The sequence below is a fragment of the Rahnella rivi genome, from assembly GCF_019049655.1.
GTDB lineage: Bacteria > Pseudomonadota > Gammaproteobacteria > Enterobacterales > Enterobacteriaceae > Rahnella > Rahnella rivi.
This window is the reverse complement of the sequence record NZ_JAFMOX010000057.1, coordinates 18157-42538: the sequence shown is the minus strand read 5'-3', so window position 1 is coordinate 42538 and position 24382 is coordinate 18157. Positions and strand designations below refer to the sequence as shown.

The following is a 24382-nucleotide window of genomic DNA, read 5'->3' as shown; positions in this document are numbered from 1 at the left end:
AAACGAAATGTGAGCAGGCGCTCCCACGCTGTCTGCTGCGGGATTCGGGCTGCAATCGGCAAACCGGGCGGGAGCTATTATACCCCGCAATAAAAAACCGTCCTCAGAGGACGGTTAAAGAATAGAAAATACACATTGTATTTTTAATGGGATAACTGATGGTTTAAAAACCGTTATTAATTTCCGCGATAGCTTGAGAAACCATAAGGGCTAATCAGCAAAGGAATATGATAATGCGGCACTGAACCATCCGCTTTAAAAATAATTGGGATCTCCGGGAAGAAGGTCGGCGTGTGGTGTTTTTCAAACCATTCTCCGGTTTTGAACGTCACGCGATAATTCCCTTTTTCGATCACTTTTTCATCCGGGTAAAGAGAAGGAATACGCCCCTGCTCATTGGTCACACCATTACTCAGATGCACCCATTTATCCCCTTCCTGCTTGTCGAGAGAGACGCTTACACCGGCTGACGGCAGCCCGCTTTGTAAGTTTAAAACATGAACGCTGAGAGGGTTCGCTGCAACGGCAGATGTCATATAAAGAGCATTCAGAATAATACCGGCCAATAACAATTTACTTTTATACATGCGTTCATCCTTTTTGATTTTGAGGTTATCTCTGACAATGGCTTAATTATCCGCGAGGGTGAATTATTAACACACCCGGCGTCTGAGTTTATTTAAACAGATGACGTGATGACATCGGTTCATATTTTTTGAATAACACAGAGTTTACCTGCTGGTGGCTAACAGCTTAATGTCAAATTGATGACAATTTTGTAATAATCATTCGGGAGAGGCGTTTTCTGGAATATCGGGGAGGATAACGAAAATAACAGCGGTATTATTCGCCAGCCACACGAGGCGCTGGCGATATGTTCAGGGCTGACGCACCAACGCCCTGCCTTTATCCAGCAGGAACGGACGCAGATATCCCACCGTGTTAGAGAGAAGAATGACATCCTCTGACACGCTGATGTTCAGCACATCCCGCAGATAGGCTTTGCGGGTTTCCATGCGTTGCCAGACCTCCGGGAAGAGGCTTTGCAACTCATGTCTCAATGCCGCATCCGCCAGTGCGACCGTGTCTTCAATGCTGCACCCGCCGTAGCCATGCAGCGAAGGAATGATGTCGATCTGAAATATCATGCCGCTCTCAAGTGCTATCGGCGAGTTGGCATAGACTGGCGAGCAGAGCCACTCTTCATCGGCCACCAGATGCCCCGGATTAAGATGCCAGTGCCACTGCGCCTTCGGCATGACGTTTTCGATGGTCTGATAAAGCTCACCGCCCGTCAGGCCGGGCCGGAGCGTTTCCAGCCAGGTGGTGACCGCACGATAATAAGGGATCGCAAGCGCCGGCAGATAGTCGGCCACGTCAGGCGCCAGTTCATTTTCTGCCGCCACAACATACGCTGAACGGCTGGTCAGCCCGCCCTTGAACCCAACGGTCAGCGAGAATTTGTCGCCGCGTTGGATCACTTTGTCTGTGGGATATAAACAGGCATTAGCGAAACGATCGCCGGTGGCGGCAATCATCACCACGTTGCCCGGTTGCCCGTCAGCAGCCAGTAACTGACCTATCTGTCTTTCCGTTTTACCCGGCGCAATGTTATCCAGCGCGGCCAATATGTTGGTGGATGCCAGATTGGCACCGAACTCATAAAAAGCGATTTCACTGGCCGTATTTAAACGACGCACGCCGTGCGCGGGCGAGATGAACAGCGCGGTCGCATTGATCACGTTTTTCCGCTCGCCAGCCGTATCAATAATCGCGTCAAGAATGAAAGCCGGTACGTCAAACTGATACTGCATATCGTGAAGCGTGCTGGTGAACAACTTCCAGCCGACGACGCCAATCCGGCTTGCGCGCGTCAGCCCCGCATCGGCCAAAACCTCTGTCAGCGGTGCATCGTTATCCATCGGTTGATTCGGCAGCGAGAAGGCCGGAGCATGCAGGCATTTACCTGTGTTTCGCGCATGGGGCACCAGTTTGAGGTTCTCATTGCCCATCACATAGCTGAGCTGACCGTCAGCGGTCACCATCAGCAGCGCTTCTTCAAAACGGGGAATAAAGCCCGCAAGGTATTCAAAATTTCCGCCATGCTCTTTATCGGCGTAAATCACCAGCGCATCGAACTTGTGCTGATGCATAGCCGTCACAATGTTCTTCAGACGCAGCGCCATGACCTTATCGCTGATAACGGGCGTGCTCACGTGGGGAAAGGTTTTCGGTGGCGGGACGGTGGTGAGTGCAAAACGTTGTTGGGACGGGTTCATTGTCATTCTCCATAAACGAGCGTGCAGGCGATTCCGCTTCCTCAACGCGGATTTTAGTAATTTTTAGGGAATGGGAGATTGATACGCAACAGTTTTCCTTTTTCCATTTCGATGAATCCGCCGAAACGCAGGTCAGCAAGCATTTTCATCACACCGCTTCGCGCCAGCCGCGTGCGTGTCAGAATGTATTGTTCAACACGAATCTCGTGGAAATCAGGACGTTCAGAAATCTCGGTCAATAGCCGGCAGATAATTTCATAACTGGAGCTGTTGATCATCAGAAAGTCGCGATACGTCTGCTGGTCGTTCATATACGACTGATAAGTGATCATGTCTTCCATCAGATCATGCGCTTTGATGGCATCCAGCGCCGCCTGGCGTGATAACCAGGCAATCTTACTTGCCGGTTGCGGCGTGAAGGTGTGTGTCTGATAGCGGAATTCAGAACCTTGCAGCCCGATGATCGCCGGGGCATAAGAGGTGGCGACCAGAAGTTCATCACGATTACGCCAGATCTCAATGCTGCCTTCTAAAATCAGAATTACGATGAATTCTGAATGCTCATCAATGAGCTTTATCCCCTCGCGTCCACGGGTTGCCGCCAGAGGCCGGGACAGGCCCGAGAGAGAATTTATCAGTTTACTGATGGACTCTGCGGGCTTCACCGGCGCGGCTACAATAAGGTTTTCAGATTTTGGGCGTGTCATAGATTTACTCTTAAACAGTGAAAATCAACCTGCCTCTTATTATAGCCGCGTATTTTTCTTTCATATTGACGGTAGCCAGAACCGTTTTCAGTTCAGGATGCAGGCAAAGCCCTCCGTAACACTAGATCTGTTTGAGCTGATGTGCCCATCCGAAAGATAAGCGTATGAATAACTGTCGACACCGTTAGACGATGAAGACCAGAACACAACGCCAGTATGTCGGACATCCAGAATACTTTGCCCCCACTCTTCCCATAATCCATTACCCGGAACGTTACGAATGTTTGTTCCGTCGCTCAGCTCGCTGATCGTAGGCAAACGTCCGCCCATACCTTCGCACTCCGTTTTTGCGTCATCCCACGTCTTATTTGTCGAACCCATGACAAAGAACAACTGAGGATTAAGGGTCATAGAGACACTCTGTTCATTATGACGCGCAGTGATTTTCACCGCCCCCTTCCCTTTAAAGGTCACTAAACCGGTATCAGACACCGTCGCAACAGCATCATTGCTGCTGCTCCAGGTTACTTCATCAGGAATGTTATCTGTTTCTAACTGCACCTCTGCTCCCGAAAAAGCCGTCGTCAGTTTCGCATTGGCGGGAACGGTCATTCTGGCGGTGGCGTTATTCGGCGCGACAGTGTAATCCGTCATATTAATGGAGTGCGGATTTACCGGTCCGTCAGGAATAGAATCATTATCAATATACGTGCTGATATCCGCGATTTCGATCGCCGTATTTTCCTGAGGCGCGCCGGTCAATGTTTTCGGCGTGAGATTGACCCCGATAGTACAGGCTTTATCATTTGGAGAAATAATATATTCCAGAGTACCCGTCGCAAGGACGTGCCGGCTATTATTGGTGTCGGTACAAATCCACTCTACGGAGGGAAGTGTTATTTCCTCATCCCCCTCACCGTCAAAAAATCGCCACGCGAGGGACAAACTGTCATTAATATCGAGCTGGTCGTCATCCTCAATGCCGCCTCTTTTTCTGACGACGTCGACATGCCCGGATTTGTTATCCTTGTTATATAGAACAGGTGGAGTTCCTGATACTGCCCCTGTCCGACCGGTCATTTCATTGGCATTAACCAGAAAGGGTGTATTGATCAGGAGTGCTATAAACAACGCTATCCGTGCCTTGTTTTTAAATTTACTTTTCATCACGTCACCATGCTTTAAGGTATGGCAATTTACATCACACGGATTAATTAACCTGAGCGCCAGAGCGCCCAGGTTAATTAATATTACGGATTATTATTTGCGTTTAACGGATTTCAATACTGCTTTAACTTTAGCGGTATAATCTACCTGCAGCTGGTAACCCTGGATACCGTCAGCACCCGCATTGGCGTAGACAGATTTCGCTTCGGTGTTAGTCAACGGCAGTTTCAGATCCTTGTTATCGGTTGAACTGACGGCTTTACCGCCCGCCGTACCCGTGGTCGCTGAGGTGCCGTCGAAGATCCAGTTATAGCTGTAGTTGGATGACGCATCCAGTTCGCCCGCATCCCAGACCTTGTTACCGTTGGTGTCATACCAGATTTTGAACTGATACGTATGGCCCAGAATCAGACTGCTGCTCGATTTACCGATCAGGTTATCATCTGGTGATGTGGTATCCACAATCATGGTTGCCACCGTGCCGCCTACTACCGGACCGTCCGGAATATTGTCCGTCGCGTCGTTGGTACTGACATCATTTATGGTGATCCGCTGACCCCCTTTAGGACTCCCGGTAAGAGTGGCTTCATCAATGGTTGCCCCCAGATAAAGCCCGGCGTCCGCCTGCTGCAGGGTGTACGTTTCCTTACCGGCAGCGCCACTGATGATTTTTTTATCAGCACCATGGCCATCCGAGGTGGTAAACCACGTAATGGTTTTTATACTGTCATCAGCATCACCTTCATTATCTTTCAAAATATAGCTGAGGGTAATTTTATCTCCCGGCGACATTGCGTTGACAGAACCACTTTCATGCCCGTTAGCAAATGTCACGGTATGCGCCGCTGCGCCTGCACCTGTTCCGTATATAATGGGAGAGCTACCTTCAATTGTACCGGCACTGGCTGTTGTATCAGCAAAAGCCATTGGCGCACAGCTGGCAATTAATAATGTGGCAAGAAGTGTTTTGTTAAACGTTTTCATTGGATCATATCTCATTAAAGTAAAATGGGTGAGTTAATGTCAAATCGCGATAGGAAATATTATTTCTTATTCATCGTTTTAACAGTCTGTATTCCTGTTTGAGTCAACTGATAGTCAACTCTTAATTCATATCCCTGGACCCCGTCTGGTCCGGCAGCGGAAAATACGGTGCTGGCTTCAGCATTGGTTTTCGGCAGGATAATATTGTGATTATCCGTCGCAGGAGTGGCAAACCCACCCGGCGTACCGTTCGCGCTATTTTTGGTGAATTGCCAGCGGTAATTCATCAAAGAGATGATCGGCGTTTTATTTTCTTCTGTTACTGTCTCACGGTCACTGGCATCCCATTGCCCGTTATTATTACTGTCGTAGGCCACTTTAAATTCATATTCATGGCCTAACTGTAATTTATTACCCTTCGTAGCCGTTAAATTCACTGTCGGATTTTCTTTATCGACGATAGCGGTATAAATCATTTTATCCGCAGGGGTGAAATCAATAACAACCGCATTGGTTTTCTGTGACGCTTTATTTTCTGGTTTGGCAATGACAGAGTAAACACCGCTCATTGTACTGCCGATCACCGCCTCGCCCCGCTCCGGTTTTTGTTCATAAAACAGACATTGCGTATGCGTTTCACAGTCACTTTTCGACGCGTGAATCTCAACTTCCTGAGCGTGGCTTTTATCTTCCATCTTGTAAGCATGGAATGTCATATTCAGACTTTCAGCCGCCAGAGCCGTGGTTTCACCCGCCAGCCCGGCAACTTTACTGCCGCTTGAATGCAGGGTGACGACATCATTACCGTTAGATAACACCTTGATGGCTTTTTTCTCTTCACCGGCATCGTTAATCACCAGCTGATAATTAACAGGCGCTTCAGACACTTCAATGTTGACGATATTGGATTGCTTCGCGTGCCCTTTATCATCAACCAGCATCACCGCCAGCGCGTATTTGTTGGCCTCAGGATCGGCGGAATCAACCCATGCAGGGAACGTCAGCGTCCAGTGGTTGTTCTGACCGGCGCTGATATTTTGCTGTGGAGACAAGGCCGGTAAGGCCAGCTTGCTTTCCGCAGAGAAACCGCCGAGCGGAACCCACTGCGCGTCTTTAATTTTCAGATGCGACGTAATGGTGGCGTTAACTGTCCAGTGACACCCCTCATAAGCCTGAGCTTCATCCGGCGCATCAGAAAGAATACATTGCGCGGGCGTGCCGGTCGGTTTCAGGTAAAGGCCGACATCCAGATCCTTTTTCTCGCGGTACTCGAGCACAATATGATTATTACGATCGACGAAATCCATGCGACTTCCCGCCAGGCTGCGCATATCGGCGACGGCTGAAGGGTCCAGTTGTTGCGCCATCGGCACACCGATGCGGTAATCCAGCGCCACGTTGGCAGTCAGTTCGGTGTTATCAGAGTTACCCTTTTTATAGCCCAGCCCCATGGTGATCATCGGTACCGGGGTGTAATCCACTCCCAACGTCACTGCCGACGGGTTTTTCTGTAAACTGTCAGTCCCAAACAGCGCAACCTGTTCGCCGTAATACTTTTCATAGATGACCGACGAGCCCAGCTGCGGGTATGCCGGTAAATAAGCCTGCGCACGAACGTCCCACCCTCTGGATGGGCGCTCTTCGTAATCTTCCAGGTCTGGCGAATTTTTCCATGAAGACAGCGGAATATAATAGTTGCCGCTAAACTTCAGGTAGTTAGTCCAGGCTTCAGCACCTACGCCGTAACGGCGATGATTTCGGGTCAGGTCGTAATCGTAAAAGGCATTGACGCCCACCAGCCAGTCTTTATTCAGGTTATGGCGTAACCCTGCCCCGAAGTTAGCAATGGTACGATCATCGGTATTGTGAGCAGAGAATTGGGTAAAAATTAAATTGCTCTCACCTTCATACCAGGGGATCAGATAATCCAGCGATGACCCGTCTAAACTTCCGTCGTCATTGAGACTGATTTGGGTACTGACATGGCCATAAGGCGACAGCGTTTTTTCAATCTGATTCTGTGCGGCGCTTGTAGCAACACTTTTGCCATATTGATAGGCCTGAGACTTCATCCCTTCCGGCGTTAAATTTTCAAAATTCTGTTGTGCTTCGCTCACAGCGGTTTGCGCTGTTTTAGCTGCAAAACCGTTATTTGTCTGCGCAGAAAGATCTTCTGCAGAAGCGTTATTCTTTACCGTTTCAGCACTGCCTAAATCTGGCAATAGCAGGCTTTCTGCGGCAATAACATGACTGCTCATCAGCGGGCAGAATGTGATTGCTGCCAGCGTAAATAAAGATAATTTCTTCATATTACGTATTGACCTGAATGATAAAAAATAACCTATCATATTGCTGGAGAAAAATTAACGGAGGATGAAAAGACAGAACATCATCGCGCCGGGTTTATATATAAGTAGTGCAGTCATTAAGAATCTGAACTCTATTAACCTTTGCCAGACCTCCTGCTTGCGAAAATAATATTCTTACCCAACCCCCGCTGCAATATCGTTTGCTGAATGATCAATTCTAAAAATCAACATCCACTCACCACATGAATGCAACTCGCTGTTTTACCGTGTAAATATTAAAACACCTTGTCAGGAATTTATGCCATTCAGTGCGGTTTTTTATGGCGATAAATTTAATCTCATGCACCAGACTGACGTCTGATGAGAACTTTCAATCCTGAGAGTAACGCTGAGCCAGAGCAGTTATACAGACAGAGTAACGCCCATAAGGGTTCATGCAGATTTGCAAAAACATCTTTCAGGATATGGCATTGTCTTTGACTCGAAACTTCTGGAGGATGAGCCGTTGAAATATTATCTGCTTAAGGAGTCTACATCTGTAACTTCTTATTTCCTACATTGTCATTTTATTAATAGCGAGTGAGGTTTTATGTTCCTTTTGAATAACCTATATGAGTACGATGAATTCATTACCACCGTATTCATTATGGCCAGCGCAGAGTCTGATGGTCATATTAAAAAGTGGTCTGATTATAAAAATCAGTTATCGCTTAACCATCCCACCGATTATCCGGTATTAGTGCTTATCAGAGGCTCCAGGATAACGCCGGTATTGGATGATTTGCTTTTCCTGACGGAAGAAAAACTGCAGCAAATTTTTAACCGTGACTTATAATTATGACTATCATTTCCCCGCGAAATATAGCCACTCGTTTATAAGGAGAGAGCATGCAGTCAGGTAACATTACCGATGTATTCTGGACTACAAAAGATTTTGACTTCAACTTGTTAGTCATGTTTGAAGCGGTATACATCTATGGAAGTGTCACCATGGCTGCTGAATCTCTCGACCTCTCGCCTTCTTCCGTCAGTCAGTCTTTGCAAAAACTCAGATTGTACTTTGGGGATCCGTTGTTTGTTCGGGAAGGGAAATCATTAAGTGCCACGACAGTGGCTGTCAGTATTCATCAGGCATTGAGCCCGAGCTTTGATAATTTCCTGTTTGCTTTTCAGAAAGTCTCGAAACAAACCTCTCACAATCGTCTGGTGATTGACTGTTCAGCGTATCTTTCAGGCATCCTCATTCCCGTCATTACCACGTTAGTCCTGGACAGCATCCCACAATGCGAGATCGTGCATACCATCAGTGACCCTACGTCGAACTCCGCTGAAGAGGCGCTGATTTACCGGCGGGCAGACATTATCTTTGATTCCAATCCGCATTTCAGTATGCAGTTCGTTTCTAAAAAAATATTCGAAGAAGAAATCGTTTTTATATGCAGTAAAACGCACCCGCGTCTTACTGATACGCTAGATGTTGAGCAATCCAGGCATGAGAAATTCGTTTTATTAGAAACAGACAGCGAAGTGATTAACGAGTTTCAGGTCTACGCTGACAACCATTTTGGCGAAAGAAACATCGGCATGAGAACGCGTTCACTTTTATGTGTTCTCGCCGCGACAGAAAAAAGCGATCTGGTCGGTGCAATCCCTAAACGCCTGTTTGAAAAAATGAAGGGCAGTTATGACATCAAAATGTTGAAACCGGAGTTGAGTATGAAGCCGGTGTCTATTTACATGATTTATAACAAAACATCGCTCAATAACTCTTCATTTGTACAAATCATCGAGGGGATCAACTCTCACCTGTTGAACTGGCAAGGGTAGTTCAAAGCGAAAACAGTGCATTCTGTCTGCGGGTTTGAGAGGGGGAAAGGTCTTCGGGAAGGTTCTCGACTCGGGAGTGCGCGGACTCCACGAGTCGATTTAACAAAGCTTAAGCAGGTTATTGTTCAGATAGTAGAAATATACGACTCACGCTTCTTTAATTCACTTAGCGCTTTTGCGATTCGCCAAATGCATATCAAGAAGTTTTGGCAGATTAGCTAATGACATCAGATGAGCAATGATCCAACCCAAATAGCCTTTCTGGTTAAGCTCAACCAGTTCTTCGCCGGTCAGTTTTGCCAGTTTAGCTTCACTCACAACATGGAAATCCTGAACTTTAAAGGATGCGCCAGTGCTGCTGGTGATTTCTGCATTACGTTTTTCCAGAAGCTGGAATTTGCTCAGCAACGCCACGAACTCTTTCGTCCGCTCCATTTCAACCGTGAATCCATTCATGAATTTGATTGTCTCATCCAGGAACTCACTGTTTGAGCCGTCTTTATTAAACAGCTCTTTCCCTTTCTTCTCGTTGAAGCCCGCGAAATCTTTGTCAAAACAAATAGTGAAGTCTTTTGACGCCTGATCTGTTGATGCCAGTACGAATGGATAACGACGAACAAAGGCAGGTAAATAAGTCCCGGCCTTCCAGCTCATATCCTTAGCCACATAATCATTATGACCCGCCTCAAGGCCTAACAGCAGAATGGGGGTGATCACTTCTGTCCCCTCTTTGGTTTCAGCGGCGAATACGATCGGATAATGCGGGGATGCCTGATAAAACTCTCCACCAACAACCGGTAACCAATGGGTATTCGCTGCCATATCAAACCCGTTGACGGGATCGAGTTTTAACTTCTTATGGCTATCACGGGAAAGTGCAGTAACGTTTTTATAGAAAAGCATTGTTGTAGACATTTTAATTCCTTGTGGGCGCAAGGCCCGGGAGTAAGTAATAGGGTTTCCACACGCGAAGCGTCGCGGTGAGATTAATGAATGCTCGGGGGAACAGTACCCGGTGGATTTCAACCGGGCACTGTTCCTGATATTACAAAATGGCTTTACCAGGAGTATTTGATACCGATCTGGCCGGACAATGAGGTGAAGTCATTATCTCCAGACTGCCCGCCGACCTGCGTCGTGACCTGCAGGTTTCTCGTCACATCACTGACAACCCCTGCTTTCACTTCTCCGTACGATTTAGGTGCTCCACTTTTAATCGCGTCGTCATTCATCACGACTGTGCCGGTGTTCTGTGTGTACCAGTAGTTGACCTCAACAAACGGTCGAATCGTCTGACCGCCTTTCAGCGTATGAACGCCATACAGACGAGCACCTGCACGCGCGGTAACACCTTCCGCATCCTCTGTACTCACTTTCGTCCCACCGACTTCTGTATGGTTGTCTGAACGGTAAGAGGAATATTTCAACTGGCCCTGAGGTTCGACGAAAATCTTAGTGTTTTCATCATCACTCAGCTTAATAGCATAGCCAGTTTCCACTGAAACGGTGTCCATTTGAGAACCATACGATTCCTCTGGTAAACCGAAGCCATGAACGCTGTTATCAAACCAGTTGTGCTGCATCCATGAATCGACATAGGCGCCGCCCAGATCTTTGTCTTTCTCATACCAGGTGCCATAAACACCGGCTGAGTAACCACTTACAGAGCCATCGGCGTGAATGTGATTGCCTTGATCTTTTTTGGCGTAGGTCTTAGCAGAACCCCAACCGCCCATGACACCGGCATACACTGAACCGAACTGCGTATCCGGTTTGCTCAGCAGATCAACACCCATCTGGACAGAAGAGATATCCGCAGAGTTTGACAGTGCGCCATTCGCCATTTTCCCTGAGGAGTGGCTGCCGGTAACACGCGCCCAACTTGCATGCTCATCTTCAACGCCGTTCTGACCGGTTGAGCGGTTATAGCTCTCACGATCGTGCAGCGTCATTTCAAACATGGACTGAGCTGCCAGCATGTTTCCTGCGTAGACCCCGGCTTCCGGACGCAGACCTGCGTTGCTGTTATTGTTGTTGTCGTCATCACCGCCTTTATCGTCATCACCTTCGTTACCTTCATTACCGTCTTCAGCTTCTGTGCTGGTTGAGCTCAGGTACCAGCTTTCTGCATCGCCCCCTTTGCCGCCACGCACCAGACCGTAATCGTAGGCCCCTATCGCCAGGGTACCGGTGGTAGAACGATAGCCCGTTGACTGTGAAGAAAGCGTGAATGAACCGTTTTCCGTGATTGCGCCATTGATGGCGTCAACAACTTCAATGCCGATATCAGTTTTAGCACCTGCTCCGCCATTATTGAAGACAGCCAGAGAGGTTGTGCCGGTAGTCTTACCGCCATCCAGGATAAGTTTATCCGTCGCGGAGGCGTCGTTACCCAGAACGGTATTGATGGCAACAGTACCGCCCGCACCGATCAGGTCGCCCTTAACCGTCAGGGAGTTACCGACATTTTGACCGGCCAGTTGTACCAGACCGCTGTTGGTCAATGACCCCACTGTCAGGTTAGACACTGCGCTATCACCGCCGCCGTTAACCAGAGGCAGTACGTTGTAAGAAACAATACGACCCTCGTTATTGACGCTGCCATTCACCGCACCGATACCGGAGAAGGTACCGTTCGCATTGATGTTCAGGTCACCCGCCATCGTTGAAGCTGATGATGTGCGGTTACCCAGCATCATCACGCCATCGCTGACGGTGGTATTTCCGCTGAAACCGCTCAGTTGGGAATCCACCATGAACGTCGCTGAACCGAGTTTGTTGAACTCACCGTTGCCGGTCACGTTATTGCTGAATGTCCAGTCAGTTTCAGCGTTGGCGTTGAATGTGCCATCCAGCAGCAGGTCTGCGGTACCCAGATTTTTCGACTCATCAGCAGTCAGCGTTGAGTCTTTCGCAACATCAAACTGTCCTTCGAATGCCGAGCTGTCACCGGTCAAGGCTACATTCGAGCCATCACGCAGTTCAACGCTACCCAGACCAGAGAAACCGACGCTGCTGATGCCATCTGGTGTGGAAGTCCAGGACGCGTCCTGCGCTGACAGGTTAGCGAATGTCACTTTGTCACTGTCAGTGGTCAGCGTAATACCCTGCGCATTGTTAAACGCTTCGGCGGTATTGAGGAACAGTTGTGAACCGCCGGTGACATCAATCTGGCCGGTAAAGCCAAGCTGAGTACCCGCTACGCTCATGACGGAAGGATCGATAACCAGTTTACCGTTGCCGAACAGCGTGTTATCGCTCGCAAATCCACCGGATACATCACCCGCAGAACGCTGGCTGTCAGAAATTGTCAGTGTCCCGTCGAGATTCAGTACGCTGCCGGTATACGCAGCGAGCGCGCCGATGGTTTGTGAACGGCCATTCATATCAACCGATGCACCTCCGTCAATCGCCAGATTGGCGGTTTTGCCCAACACATCGTCTGCAGCAAGTTTTAAGTCGCCCGTTTGAACAACCGTTTCACCGGTGAAATCATTCATGTTGTTAGAGAGCGACAACGAACGACCCACGCCAGCGTTGATTGCCAGGTTACCTGTACCTGTAATTTGGGTGCTGAAGTCCATTGCGGCACCGGCGGCACCGGCATCAGGCGTCAACGTCAGGGACTGACCCGCCTGCAGATCCACTTTCTTCAGGCCGTAACCCACGTACAGGCCATCATTGGTATCACCGAAGCTGGTGGTGTAATCGTAAGTACCGATCGCCACCGTGTTTCCGCCTTCAATGATGTCATTGATGTTCATTGCGCTGATCGCATTGCCCTGCGCGTCGACCAGCGTCAGGTTGCCCACAGAGGAGCCTGCCGCGATCGAGGTGGAGTCAATGAGTTTTAGTTTTGCATCATCATCCTGAGACATCAGATTCAACGTGCCTGATGGTGCCGGGTTAATGACCTGCGCCGCCGCCGCTGCACTGATGCTCACTTCAGAGGCTTTCGTGACATCCAGTACGCCGGTTGAAACGCTGCCTTTCGCCACGATATCCGTCGGGATGGTGGTGTTGCTGAAATCAATGCGACCACCCGCCAGCGTCAGGTTACCGATGTTTTGCACACCGTTGCCCACCGTGGTCACGTTGCCGGCACCTAACGACAATGTTGCACCGGCGAGGGTCGCGGTATTGTCACCAGACAAGCTGAAGGTGTTATCCGTCAGCGCCACGGTACCGGCGAATGCATGGCCTGCACCGCTGCCGAAGGAGAATGCGTTACCCGCATTCGATGCATTCAGCGTGCCGTTACCGGTCAGCAGATTGTTGAAAACAAATGCCCCTGTGGTATCCGTGTTCAGTGCACCGCCGCTGACCAGGTTAATGGCACCCGTCCCAAGGTGTTGACCGGACGTGGTGGCTGTCGCATCGACTGCCGCTTTGCCACTGATATTCCAGTTACCGGTATACGCAGAGTTTGCGCCCGTGATCGTTGCTGTACCTGCGCCGGTGACTGACGTCACACCCGCACCTGCCAGCGTGGAGGCGAAGCTTTGTGCCGTGCCGAACGCCAGGTTAAGACCTTGTGCACTGTTTCCGGCAGCGGTATTGACGTTAACCACACCCGTTCCGAGAGCGCCTTTATCGGTCAGGGTCATTTTACCTGCGGCGATGTTGGTACTGCCGGTGCGATTATTCGCGCGGCTGATGGTCAAATTACCTGTGCCATTTTTCGTGAACAGACCCGTACCGGTGAGGGCGTTAGTGAATGTCCAGTTGGTGGCGGTATCCAGAATAAAGCCGCCGGTGTTGTTGATGGTCGCTGTGCCAAGGTTGGCTGCACGTGACGCCGTCACGGAGTTATTAACCGCAATGTTAATCGCGCCGGACAGTGTGTTAGTTCCGGTCACTGTGACGTTTGAACCATTCGTCAGATCCAGAGAACCGCTTCCGGCAATGTTTTTCGCCATTACGCCAGACGCATTGTTCAGTTCCAGTTTGCCCGCCGTGGTGACGGTGCCGGTGTTACCCAGACCTGCCACGTTGTTTAGCGTTGCAGACGCGCCGGAAGCGACAGAGACATTCGAGCTCAGAGAGGTGTTAGCCCCTTTCACTGAGAAATCACCGCCATTAACATTCAGCTGACCTGCACCGGTTAATGCACCGTCAGAGGTCCCGCCGTTGGTCATCGACAATGTCCCGCCGTGAACATTGAGCGTAGAGCCTGTCGCACCGCTGAAGCTGCCTACCGTCTGGTTGTAACCATTCAGATCTGCTGTTGCCGCCGCGGCGATATCCAGCAGACTTGTCTTACCGAATGCGTTATTGGAACCTGCTGCCAGGGTACCGGTGGTAACGGTTGTTTTCCCGGTATAAGCATTAGATGCGTTGGTCAGTGACACCGTGTGCCCCGCACCGGCGGAAATATCAAGATTCCCTTTGCCGGTAATGGTGGCCGACATGTCTGTTGCCAGACCGCTTGCGCTGGTATCAGGCGTCAGAGACAACGTCTCGCCGTCGATAACATCCACACTTTTCAGAGCATAAGAGACATACATGCCGTCATTTTTATCACCGGTATTCAGGCGGTAATCATAAATACCTGTTGCAACTTTTTTGCCGCCGCTGGAGATATCAATGGACTGCCCGTTACTGATGACCTTGCCGTTCTGATCAACGAGCGTCAGCGCGCCGCCTGCACCGGTAATGGAGCCTGCACCGGCCAGCTTAGTGATAGCACCTGAGTCATCCTGAGACAGAATATTGGTGTTGCCGCCTGCGGATGGCGCCGTTGGCATCAACGTTGGCGTCGTTACCTGCACGGTACCTGCACCGTTAATGTCGATGTTTTTGGCTGTAATAATGCCGTTAGCCTGGGTTTGAGCCGGGATAGTGGCATCGAAAATGACTTTACCACCGGCAAATGTCAGACCGCCGATTTGCTGATTGCCGCTGCCGACCGTCACAATGGAGTCCTTGTCGGCCTTCAGCGTGGCATTTGTCAGCGCTGAGGTATTGTCGCCATTCAGAGCAAATGAAGTCTGTTTCAGGTCGACAGTACCCGTAAAGGCGTTGCCCGCTGCTGAGGTGAAATCAAACGATTTCGTGTTGTCAGCAAGCTGCACATTCAGCGTACCGTTTCCGGTCAGTTTGTTGCCGAAGGCAATATTGCCCGCTGCCGGCGTGACATTCAGTATGCTCGCAGCACTGCTGAGGTTAACGCCCGCAGTACCGAGGTTGTTCATCGCAGTCACAGCCGCGGAACCGACGATGTTCCACATGCCTGCCAGCGTATTGACACCCGTCAGGCCAACATCGGTACCCGTAATGTCCACTGTGCCGTTGCCGGCAATCGTGTTGCTGAAGCCAAGCTTGCTAAATGCCAGATCCAGTTTGCTACCCGCAGCGACAGAAACCGCCGAAGTACCCACCGATTTATTGCTCTGCAACGCAAGGGTACCCGCATTAATCTGCGTGGTGCCGCCCAGCGTGTTGTCGCCGGAAAGGGTCAGCTTGCCGCTGCCGGTTTTGGTTAATGAACTTGTTCCGTTCAGTACACCACTGAAGGTACTGTCTGCGGTGTTGTTGGCCGTCAATGCTGCAGACACCAGTACGGTACCTGCGCCAGTCAGGTTATTCAGCTGCTGCGCGTTACTGTTCAGATCGAGCGTGGCATTCTTTTTAACATCAACGGCTTTGCTGCTGGCAAAGACATTCACGCCACCCGCTTTCGCGGTGCCGGATGAAACGGTTGTCGTGCCGGTATAAGTATTGTTAACACCTGAAATCGTGATGGCATTGGTCGCCGCGATATCCAGGTTACCTGCGCCTGTCAGTTTGGCTTTCAGTTCAGCAGCCGTGTTGGTTGCTGTACCTTCGTTCAGAGACAGCGTTTGATTATCCTGCAGATCAACCTGATCCAGCTGGTAGGAAACGTAGAGTCCGTTGCCGCCCGCGCCGGTGCTTGCCAGAGATTCGCTGTAGTTGCCTTTCGCGACAACATTCCCACCCTGGGTAATGTTTTGTACGCTGTTAGCACCCATTACCGCGCCTTTGCCGTCAACCATTTGCAGGTTTTTAACATCACCGGCAATGGTGGTGGCGGCAATCAGCTGATTCGTCACACCGTCATCGGCCAGCAACAGACCCGCAGCAGAATTCATTGCTGCCAGATCCAGCTGCACGGAACCGCTGTTCAGCGTGAGCGTATTGGTGGTGATTTTCCCATCGATCACACCTGATGAGTTCATCGTGGTCAGCAAGCTGCCACCGTTCAGCGTCGTGTTACCTGCCGTGACGTTACCGGTCATGGTTGCTTTACTGCCTGCTTCAAGCTTCAGCGTTGCGTTAGCTAACGCGGTTGATGCGTTGGCATCCAGATTCGCAATACCATGAGCGATATCCGCTGTACCGGTAAAGGCTGAGCCGGTGTTTGCACCAAAGTTGAACTGGTGATCGGTACCCCCCAAATCGACGGTCAGCAGACCGGAACCAGAAAGCTGATTATCAAAGATGAAATCTGCATCTGCCGGAGCAATCGTGAGTTCGCCGTTGCCGCTCAGTGCCACACTGCCGTGCCCGAGGCTTACAGCATCGTTCACGATGGCAGAAGCATTGTCATTAACGTCCAGCACACCGCTGAAACCGGAGTTATCCGCAGCAACCTTCACATCAGTACCCTTGATGTTCAGGGTACCTGCGCCTGTCAGCACATTGCTCAGCGTATCGCCTGAGAAATTAGCATTCAGAGCTGCCCCTGATGCGATGCTGATATTGCCTGCGCCCGCTGCGTCATTGTTAGTCATGACCACAGCGCCTTCGGACACGGATGTGCCGCCGCTGTAGGTGGAGACAGTGTCCAGAGTGAGCGTACCGCTACCGGTTTTGTTCAGCTTACCTGCGCCAGTAATGTCGCCGGTCAGGGTGAGATTATGAGCACCGCTGTTGATGGACTCAGTACCTGCAGCCAGGGAAATATTACTATCGACCGCCAGCCCGTTGGTGTTGGCAACCAGAGTGGTGCCGTTCGCCAGAGAAACAGATCCCTGACCAAAGCCATTATTGGTGCCGATACCGACGCTGCCCTGATTAACAAGAACATTGCCGCTAAAATTGGTGGCCGTGGAATTGAAGTTAACCGTACCCGAACCGGTTTTGGTCAGGTTCTCGGTGCCGGTCAGCAACAGATCACTGCCAAATGTCAGTGCGCCAGCCGCATCAGCCACGTTCAACGTCGTCGCCGACGCGATTTTGCCTTCACCCCCCTGAGAGCCTTGAAGCGTCAGGGTATTGGCACCCATGACACCCACGTTTCCGTTGAATACCACGCTATTATGTAAGGTTTGATTGCCACCGGTTGCTTCGATACTGGTGCCGCTTGCCAGGGTCAACACCCCCAGACCTGCAGGCCCTTTCAGCACACGGCCATACTGATCCAGTGAACTGGATGCACCTACTTGCAGCAGGCCACCTTCAATGGTTGTCCCGTTGGTGTAGTTTGAATCGGCAGACATCAGACCCAGAGTACCGAAGCCTGATTTAGTAATACCGACAAACGGACCGCTGATCGTACCGGTTAAGTTCAGTACCGAGAGCGCATCCACTTCAGAGATGTTCAGATTACTTTGCAAAAGAATCTGTGAAGCGATGGTTGGCGCAGTATTACTCATGACACGAATAAGCGCTGGTGTATCAACATCACCGCTATCGAGGGTGATAGTGCCCCCGCTCAGCGTGAAGGCCTGGCCCTGGTCGCTTTCAAACGAAATAGACCCAATAGTCGTATTTCGGCCGAGAGAAATCGTGCTGCCATCAAGATTTGCGTCAGTATTATCAAACACCGCCGAATCGCCAGCACCGTTTGGTGAGCCGACATCGGTCCAGTTGCTGGATGACCACAGATCGTTATTAGTATGATCATCCCAGACATACGCCAGGCCTACTGGAACCAGTTCAATCCTGCCATTCGGGTTAATCAGCGTTTTCGCACCCGGCGCATACCCGCCGGTGAACCAGATGTTTTGGATCTTCTGATTGTCCGTCAGGCCATTGAGCACCACGAACTGATCCGCACCGCCGCCTGAGCTGGCATTACCGTCCCAGTTATCAAGGTTTAAGGTCAGGTCTGAGCGACCGACATATTTTCCGTCGGCGGTCATATTAAGGGAACCCACGGTAACGATACTGGCACCATCACCAAAATCGATATGGCTGTCAGCGTTCAGCACCACTTGCGAGGCTGAGCTGAAGGTCTGATTAAGACCGTTCACCGCCAGAGTGCCGCCGTTAAGAGTGAGTGTTCCGACAACGCCGACCAGATTGGCATTCGTCAGGGACAGAATGGCATCAGGTTCAATCAGCAATTCAGGGGTAATCAACCTGGCACCCACAGATGTGGTGGTGCCGGCACCTTTCTTAATCAGTTTACCTGAGGTCGTGATAGAGCCTGTGGTATTCGTACCGGTAAAGGCTGAGTTACCATCGAACACGGTGTTAGTGTTCGCGCCCCCCTCAATGACCAGTTTTGCACCATTACTCATGGTCATACCGTCACCAGAAAGGCGAACAGTTGAACCGTCTGCGGTGACAATTTTGGTCAAACCGTTATCAAGGTTGAGATGGCCTGTACCGAAGTAGTTATGCCCCTGGTCGACTGCTCCGGTCGTCACATCGCCCGTTGCTGTAGCCAGCAACGTAGACAAAGTACCGACCTTAATGCCAGCTGAAATCTGATTGTCGCCGTTCTTTAATTCCACAGTACCTGGACCACTTATCGCAAGCAGGCTGGGTTTACCCGTCTGATTGTCGACAAACTGTGACTCTACAGAAAGGGTGGTGTTATTCGATAAAGTCATATTCGTGGATGACAAATCGATCGTTGAGGTGTCCCAAATCAGGGTTTTGGCATCGCCACTACTTGTAATACCGATGTTTGAGCCCGCGAGGACAATCTGATTAGACATGCGGCGAGAGGTGATCCCGCTGCCGGTTTCACTGTAAGCGCCCAGCCAGCCACCGTTCGAGGTATACGCACCGGTCCCCAACGCACCGCTGATGATATTCCCTGAAGCATCTTTAACCGAGTCCGCGCCAACATATAGCTGACCAGACGCCTCGTTAACCCCGCCGCTGAAGGTGTTTTCCCCCAGAAATACGAAGCTGCCGGAGTTTGTGTATGAACCGATACGACCAAAGTTAAACCCACCGGCACCATCCAGAATATGGTCCTTGCCAAATGCGACCTGAGAACCGCTACTCGCACCCATATCGTTAACTTTAGAAACGATACTGGTCCCCTGGTGGTCGAAGTTAATATTGCCTGACAGTGTCATGCCGCCGGCTAAATTCAGCTCATTACTTAACTCCAGGAAGTCAGATTTACCGGTACTGTTATAGGTTATCCCATGGCTTACAGAACCATTAGTGACAGAGATCGTACCCGTTCCCAACCCCTGGTCGTGGGCAACCACCACATTAGCGCCATCGAGCAATACACCACCGGTGAAGGTATTATTAGCGCCATTCAGAACCAGCGTACCGGAGCCGATGTTTCTGATACCACCCGAGCCGGAGATATCGCCATCCAGAATCAGTTGGCTTCCATAGCCGACATCAAGGGAATGCTGACCCGCGGCTAATGTTGTTAAACCTGTAAATGTCAGGTCACCGCCATTGGTGCTGATGATGCCGGCATCCGTATCACGACGTAATGCCAGATTACCGTCAATGATTAACGGCCCGTCCACGGTATGATCCCCATCACGAGATTCAAGCGTATAGGTGCCGGCGGCGCCGTTACCTACGGTTAAACCCGCGGTGCCGAACAGTGAACCGTCTTCGTTAATTTGAATAACCGAGGCATCTTTCCAGAAGAACCCGCCGGTATAAGAGTTTGCCGACCCGCCGGAAATACGCAGCGTACCCGTGCCAGTTTTGTTGATGCCACCGCTGCCATCGACATCGCCCGTCCAGTCAAGATAACCGACGGTTTTGGCAACATCATCAATATAGTTAAGCGTATCAGCCAGATGCACATCGGCAGCGAAAGTGACGATGTTGTTACCCGAGTGGTGCAGGATGGCGTCACTGTTGTCATCAAAGGTAAGAGAGCCATTCCCTCCCAGCGTAAAGCTTTCCTTTCCGACCGCCTCAATCATAAGGTGGCCTACCGTATAATCGCCATCGACCTTGATGGTTTTACCATTTAACTTGCCATCGAGATCGCGGATGGTTGCACTTTGGTCGACGGCATCAGGCACGATACCCGCCAGCCAGTTTGCTGCATCACTCCAGAGGTAATCGGAATTTGACGTCGCGCCATTCCATTCGTTGGTCGCATCGCCATTCGGTAATAGCGTCCAGTAACCGCTATACAGCGAGTTTGAGACATACGCACCGGATTCATAGCCGGTAAACGCCACATTAGATAATTGCTTAGTGGTAAACGTTGGGTCCGCGGCGAAGCGCAGATACGAGCCACCCACCTGATCCCAGGCACTGGAACTTGCCAGCGTTAATATCTTGCCGTCGATCCAACCATTGGATTTTTTATTACGTGAGGCTACGGTTATTCCACCGTTATCCATCAGAATAGTGGAGTTATCCAGCAAGGATAATGAGCCTAAACTTTGCTGATAGTTATCGGTATCCAGCGCACCGCCATTAAGCACCAGATTAGTAGACGAGGTGATCTGGTTATCCCGGGATAATTCGATTGTCCCTTCGGTAATATTCAGGTCGATGGCAGATAAATCCGTGATGCTGTCATCAATTTTTACCGTGCCGGAGCCTAATTTAGAGACATGCCCCAAACCAGAAATTGTGCCGCCAACCGTTGAGCTAATGGTATTTGAATCTTCGCTGCTCATAACGATATTGGGTGTATTGACCAGCGTCGTGCCAGAGAAAATAAGATCCCCTGATACGCCCAGCGTTCCTTTGCTACTCGCCGTCCCGCCGTCCAGTACACCACTGGCCAGAGTGAAATTGCCGCCGTCTAAATAATCCAATCCACCGTTGTTTTGCAGCGTCAGTGTGGAATCGTTGAGCGTGGTGTTATAGCCATGACTGTCTATCGTGACCTTGTTGCCGTTACTCACGGTAATATTGCCGGAACCCAGGTAGTTATGACCGGCTTCCAGTTGACCGATATTCAAATCGCTGGTTAATGAGGTTGTAACCCCTCCCTCGGCATTTCCCGTGTTCGTGACAAACAGACCGCCGCCAAAGGTATTATTGGCGCTCTCCAGGTTTAAAACTCCGCCGCCATAGCCATTGGATACTGACGTCAGAGAGCCATTTCCGGTGAAGTTGGTCCCGCTTTCAAAGGTGACCTGCCCATTTACACGGATCGTTCTGTCAATACCGTCTAAGTTGAAATCTTGAGCATGGGTGAAATCTATATTTTGCGCCGAGAAATCACCGTTGATATTCAGTGCGTTATCCACGACAGCAATCGAATCTAGCCCGATATTATTGGAAACAATGGATGCCCCGTTTTCAATTGTTATCTCGCCGGTGCCCACTGAATTAGCGAGTCGAAGCATAGAGTTTGAAAGAAGAGTGATATCGCCGCTGAAATTAGAAGAATCGAGGCTCTGGCCCAGATTTACCAGACCATTGACGATCAGTTGCCCGGCACCTGTCATTACGCTGTAAAAACCAACGCCCACAGCCCCGATTGACCTTTGTGAGTCGGTGGTCACTACTGTATCGCTGTTTAACTGAACACTGTTAAAGTTCAACGTACCATCGTGATCGCTCAGGGTGATAGCCGCTTGCGTGTTAGCATCGCCGCTATCAAGAATCAGAGCTCCTCCGCTTACCGTCATGGCATAACCGGTAGCTGCGCCAGTACCTACGGTTAATGAACCAATGGTACGACCTGTGCCCCCTAAACTCAGGCTGCTGAGGCCGGTTGCGGAGGCACCAAATATGACAGATGCACCTGCGTGGTCAGGAATATTATAGGTATCTCCTCCAACCCAGTTTTTGCCGTCCCCCCACACAGAACTTCCTGCCGCACCGCTCCATTCTGCCGTCATGTTTTCAAGCGGACGGAGTTCGTCACCCACCTGAACTGCGCCCTGGTTAAAGCCCTGGAACCAGACAGAACTCAGTTGATCGGCAGTCAGCGTGTTATCAACAGTGACATGATCCAGCGATGAACCCAGATTGCCTTCCCAGCCACCGATACGCAGTGCATCGCTTGCACCGGAAAGCGTACCCAAAGCAACCAGGTTGGAGCTTCCCCCTGTACCGCCCATATTGACGGTCAGTGAACTGTTATTGCCGCTGTTTACGCCGGTGAAGTGTTGATCATAGCCGTTAAAATTCAGTGTTGAATCAGTGTCCTGAACTAAATTGAGATCCATCCACGGGGAAATCTGATCAGCCTGATTCATGACAAGCGTACCGCCGCCTAAATTGACGGTAGAGGTGGCTATCTTGGCGGTGCCCAGATCCAGAGTTCCGTCTAACGCGGTGAGCGACAGAAGGCTCAAATCGGTTATTCCGCTTTGCACAGTCAGGGTGCCTTTTCCTGACTTCGTCAACGCCCCGACGCCTGTAATGGCACCCGTACCGTTAATGTTCTGTGCTGAGGCGGAATCCATAGTAATGCCTATTCCGGATTGCACACTGGTAGAACCTGACAATATCGTCAGGTCTTTCCCTACATCCAGTATTACGCCATTACTATTAAGTAAAGTGGTATTGCCCAAAACAACTGAGCCGCTGGAGTGAAGGCTTCCTTTGGTTGCACTATTACCAAAATCAATAGTACCGCCAGATAATGTAGTCGTACCTCCGCCCAACACATTAATCGTCGCACCATCTGTTATTTTGGTGGTGCTGCCTGCAAAATCGACATTGCCTGTTGCAGAGGTATTAATATTCAGAATTGAAGATGCGCTCGAAACGTCAATATCGCCGGTGCCGAGCATATGGTTGGTGCCACTGGCATTACCGATCGTTAATGTATCGGAAACTGTGCCAGTGCCGACAGCGCCTTGTTGAATGTTCAGGCCACCGGAGAAGGTGTTATTTTTTGATTCAAGTACCAGGGTGCCCTTATCGGTTTTGTTGATGGCACTGCTACCCTGCAATGCGAAATTAGATCCGAAATCTAATGTTGCGCCATTACCGGCTTCCAGATTTAAGTCTTTTGTCAGAGTGGCGATTTCATTAGCATTTAATTTTAGCGTTTTACCTGCGCCGGCAACGCTGAATCCGTCATTAAGCGTAACCTGGTTGCTAAGGGTACGACTGCCGGATGAAACATCGAATTCTTGATCGCCACCGTCGGCTAAAACAATGGTAGAATTTCCGAATGCGGCATTATTACCCACAGCAACGATACCGGCATTGAAATTAAACTGACCATTGAAGGAGTTCGCGCCATTTAAAGCCAGGCTTCCCACACCCTCTTTATTAACGGAAGATGCATTAGATATTGCCCCATTAACAATGATCTTGGTATTTGTACCATCTTCAAATGTTAATTTTTTCCCGCCACCATTAATCGTCCCATTCAGCGTCAGTTTTGCGCCGTAGGTGCTGTCATTGGTAATATTCAGGTTGTTGCTGGTGGTGATTTTCGAATCAATCGTCGCGTTAATACTGTCTAAGAGAGAAATCAGCGAGTCAGAGCCGAGATTATCGAAATTCAGTGTGCCGCCGGAAATGCCAAAATTCGACATAGCGGAAATGTCGGTTGACGCAATGGAAAGCGAGCCAATCGTGTTGGTGGACGTTCCGAGGGAAACGGTTTTTCCATCAATCTTAACAGCATCATTATGAATAAAGTTAACACTGGTCCCTGCGCTATTTGGCACCAATGATAATGACCAGTTTGATGCTTCACTCCAGTTGTCATCAGCCGCACCTGTCCAGTCGGCAGATGCACCATAGGCAGAGCCGCCCAAAAGCAGTGCGCCGCCACCCAGAATACTGATCAGAGTATTACGGGTTATGTTTTCAGAACCAGTAAAGGCATTATTCATATTGTTGTGCTGCATTGATTTACAAGCAGACGACAACTCTTTATATAGTTTTTTTAATATAAAGACTTTTTCACATTTTCTTTTCATTTGATTCCGATCCTATTCTGTTTTTTTGCTGACATGCCTTCTGTAATAAAACAGAATAAGATAGCAAAACA

General features: G+C 50.0%; 10 protein-coding genes. 2 read left to right on the top strand and 8 right to left on the bottom strand.

What is annotated here, in order from left to right; all coding sequences use genetic code 11:
- Positions 1 to 176 precede the first annotated feature (176 nt).
- The 6 genes from uraH to J1779_RS10480 all read right to left on the bottom strand — a co-directional run bounded on the left by uraH (position 177) and on the right by J1779_RS10480 (position 7446).
- Complete coding sequence (uraH, locus tag J1779_RS10505; RefSeq protein ID WP_122096639.1) at positions 177 to 587, bottom strand: hydroxyisourate hydrolase; 411 nt, start codon at positions 585 to 587, stop codon at positions 177 to 179.
- Positions 588 to 878: 291 nt separating this feature from the next.
- The gene (locus J1779_RS10500) at positions 879 to 2279 is read right to left on the bottom strand and encodes a M24 family metallopeptidase (protein ID WP_217203718.1); all 1401 of its coding nucleotides are present in this window, start codon (positions 2277 to 2279) and stop codon (positions 879 to 881) included.
- A gap of 53 nt (positions 2280 to 2332) precedes the next feature.
- Positions 2333 to 2986, bottom strand: a complete 654-nt coding sequence (locus J1779_RS10495; protein ID WP_217203717.1) for a helix-turn-helix domain-containing protein — start codon at positions 2984 to 2986, stop codon at positions 2333 to 2335.
- 87 nt (positions 2987 to 3073) lie between these two features.
- Positions 3074 to 4153, bottom strand: coding sequence for an Ig-like domain-containing protein (locus tag J1779_RS25530; protein ID WP_238485129.1), 1080 nt, complete (start codon positions 4151 to 4153; stop codon positions 3074 to 3076).
- 93 nt (positions 4154 to 4246) lie between these two features.
- Positions 4247 to 5137, bottom strand: coding sequence for a SinI family autotransporter-associated protein (locus tag J1779_RS10485; protein ID WP_183849159.1), 891 nt, complete (start codon positions 5135 to 5137; stop codon positions 4247 to 4249).
- Between the two features lie 59 nt (positions 5138 to 5196).
- The gene (locus tag J1779_RS10480; RefSeq protein ID WP_217203716.1) at positions 5197 to 7446 is read right to left on the bottom strand and encodes an inverse autotransporter beta domain-containing protein; all 2250 of its coding nucleotides are present in this window, start codon (positions 7444 to 7446) and stop codon (positions 5197 to 5199) included.
- Positions 7447 to 8035: 589 nt separating this feature from the next.
- Here J1779_RS10480 and J1779_RS10475 point away from each other — a divergent pair.
- Both J1779_RS10475 and J1779_RS10470 read left to right on the top strand, forming a co-directional pair.
- Positions 8036 to 8281, top strand: coding sequence for a hypothetical protein (locus J1779_RS10475; RefSeq protein ID WP_136375849.1), 246 nt, complete (start codon positions 8036 to 8038; stop codon positions 8279 to 8281).
- A gap of 53 nt (positions 8282 to 8334) precedes the next feature.
- Positions 8335 to 9273, top strand: a complete 939-nt coding sequence (locus J1779_RS10470) for a LysR family transcriptional regulator (protein WP_217203715.1) — start codon at positions 8335 to 8337, stop codon at positions 9271 to 9273.
- Between the two features lie 162 nt (positions 9274 to 9435).
- Here the strand turns inward: J1779_RS10470 and J1779_RS10465 are convergent, their stop codons facing one another.
- Both J1779_RS10465 and J1779_RS10460 read right to left on the bottom strand, forming a co-directional pair.
- Positions 9436 to 10188: a SapC family protein gene (locus tag J1779_RS10465; RefSeq protein ID WP_217203714.1), complete on the bottom strand. Its 753-nt coding sequence runs from the start codon at positions 10186 to 10188 to the stop codon at positions 9436 to 9438.
- 143 nt (positions 10189 to 10331) lie between these two features.
- Positions 10332 to 24224 carry an autotransporter-associated beta strand repeat-containing protein gene (locus tag J1779_RS10460; RefSeq protein WP_217203713.1) on the bottom strand — a complete coding sequence of 4631 codons (13893 nt, stop codon included), beginning with the start codon at positions 24222 to 24224 and terminating at the stop codon, positions 10332 to 10334.
- Positions 24225 to 24382: the final 158 nt, after the last annotated feature.

What these genes read in the sequence shown, in the direction of transcription:
- uraH (WP_122096639.1), bottom strand. Translation starts at nt 587, where the DNA reads ATGTATAAAAGTAAATTGTTATTGGCCGGTATTATTCTGAATGCTCTT.
- J1779_RS10500 (WP_217203718.1), bottom strand. Translation starts at nt 2,279, where the DNA reads ATGAACCCGTCCCAACAACGTTTTGCACTCACCACCGTCCCGCCACCG.
- J1779_RS10495 (WP_217203717.1), bottom strand. Translation starts at nt 2,986, where the DNA reads ATGACACGCCCAAAATCTGAAAACCTTATTGTAGCCGCGCCGGTGAAG.
- J1779_RS25530 (WP_238485129.1), bottom strand. Translation starts at nt 4,153, where the DNA reads ATGAAAAGTAAATTTAAAAACAAGGCACGGATAGCGTTGTTTATAGCA.
- J1779_RS10485 (WP_183849159.1), bottom strand. Translation starts at nt 5,137, where the DNA reads ATGAAAACGTTTAACAAAACACTTCTTGCCACATTATTAATTGCCAGC.
- J1779_RS10480 (WP_217203716.1), bottom strand. Translation starts at nt 7,446, where the DNA reads ATGAAGAAATTATCTTTATTTACGCTGGCAGCAATCACATTCTGCCCG.
- J1779_RS10475 (WP_136375849.1), top strand. Translation starts at nt 8,036, where the DNA reads ATGTTCCTTTTGAATAACCTATATGAGTACGATGAATTCATTACCACC.
- J1779_RS10470 (WP_217203715.1), top strand. Translation starts at nt 8,335, where the DNA reads ATGCAGTCAGGTAACATTACCGATGTATTCTGGACTACAAAAGATTTT.
- J1779_RS10465 (WP_217203714.1), bottom strand. Translation starts at nt 10,188, where the DNA reads ATGTCTACAACAATGCTTTTCTATAAAAACGTTACTGCACTTTCCCGT.
- J1779_RS10460 (WP_217203713.1), bottom strand. Translation starts at nt 24,224, where the DNA reads ATGAATAATGCCTTTACTGGTTCTGAAAACATAACCCGTAATACTCTG.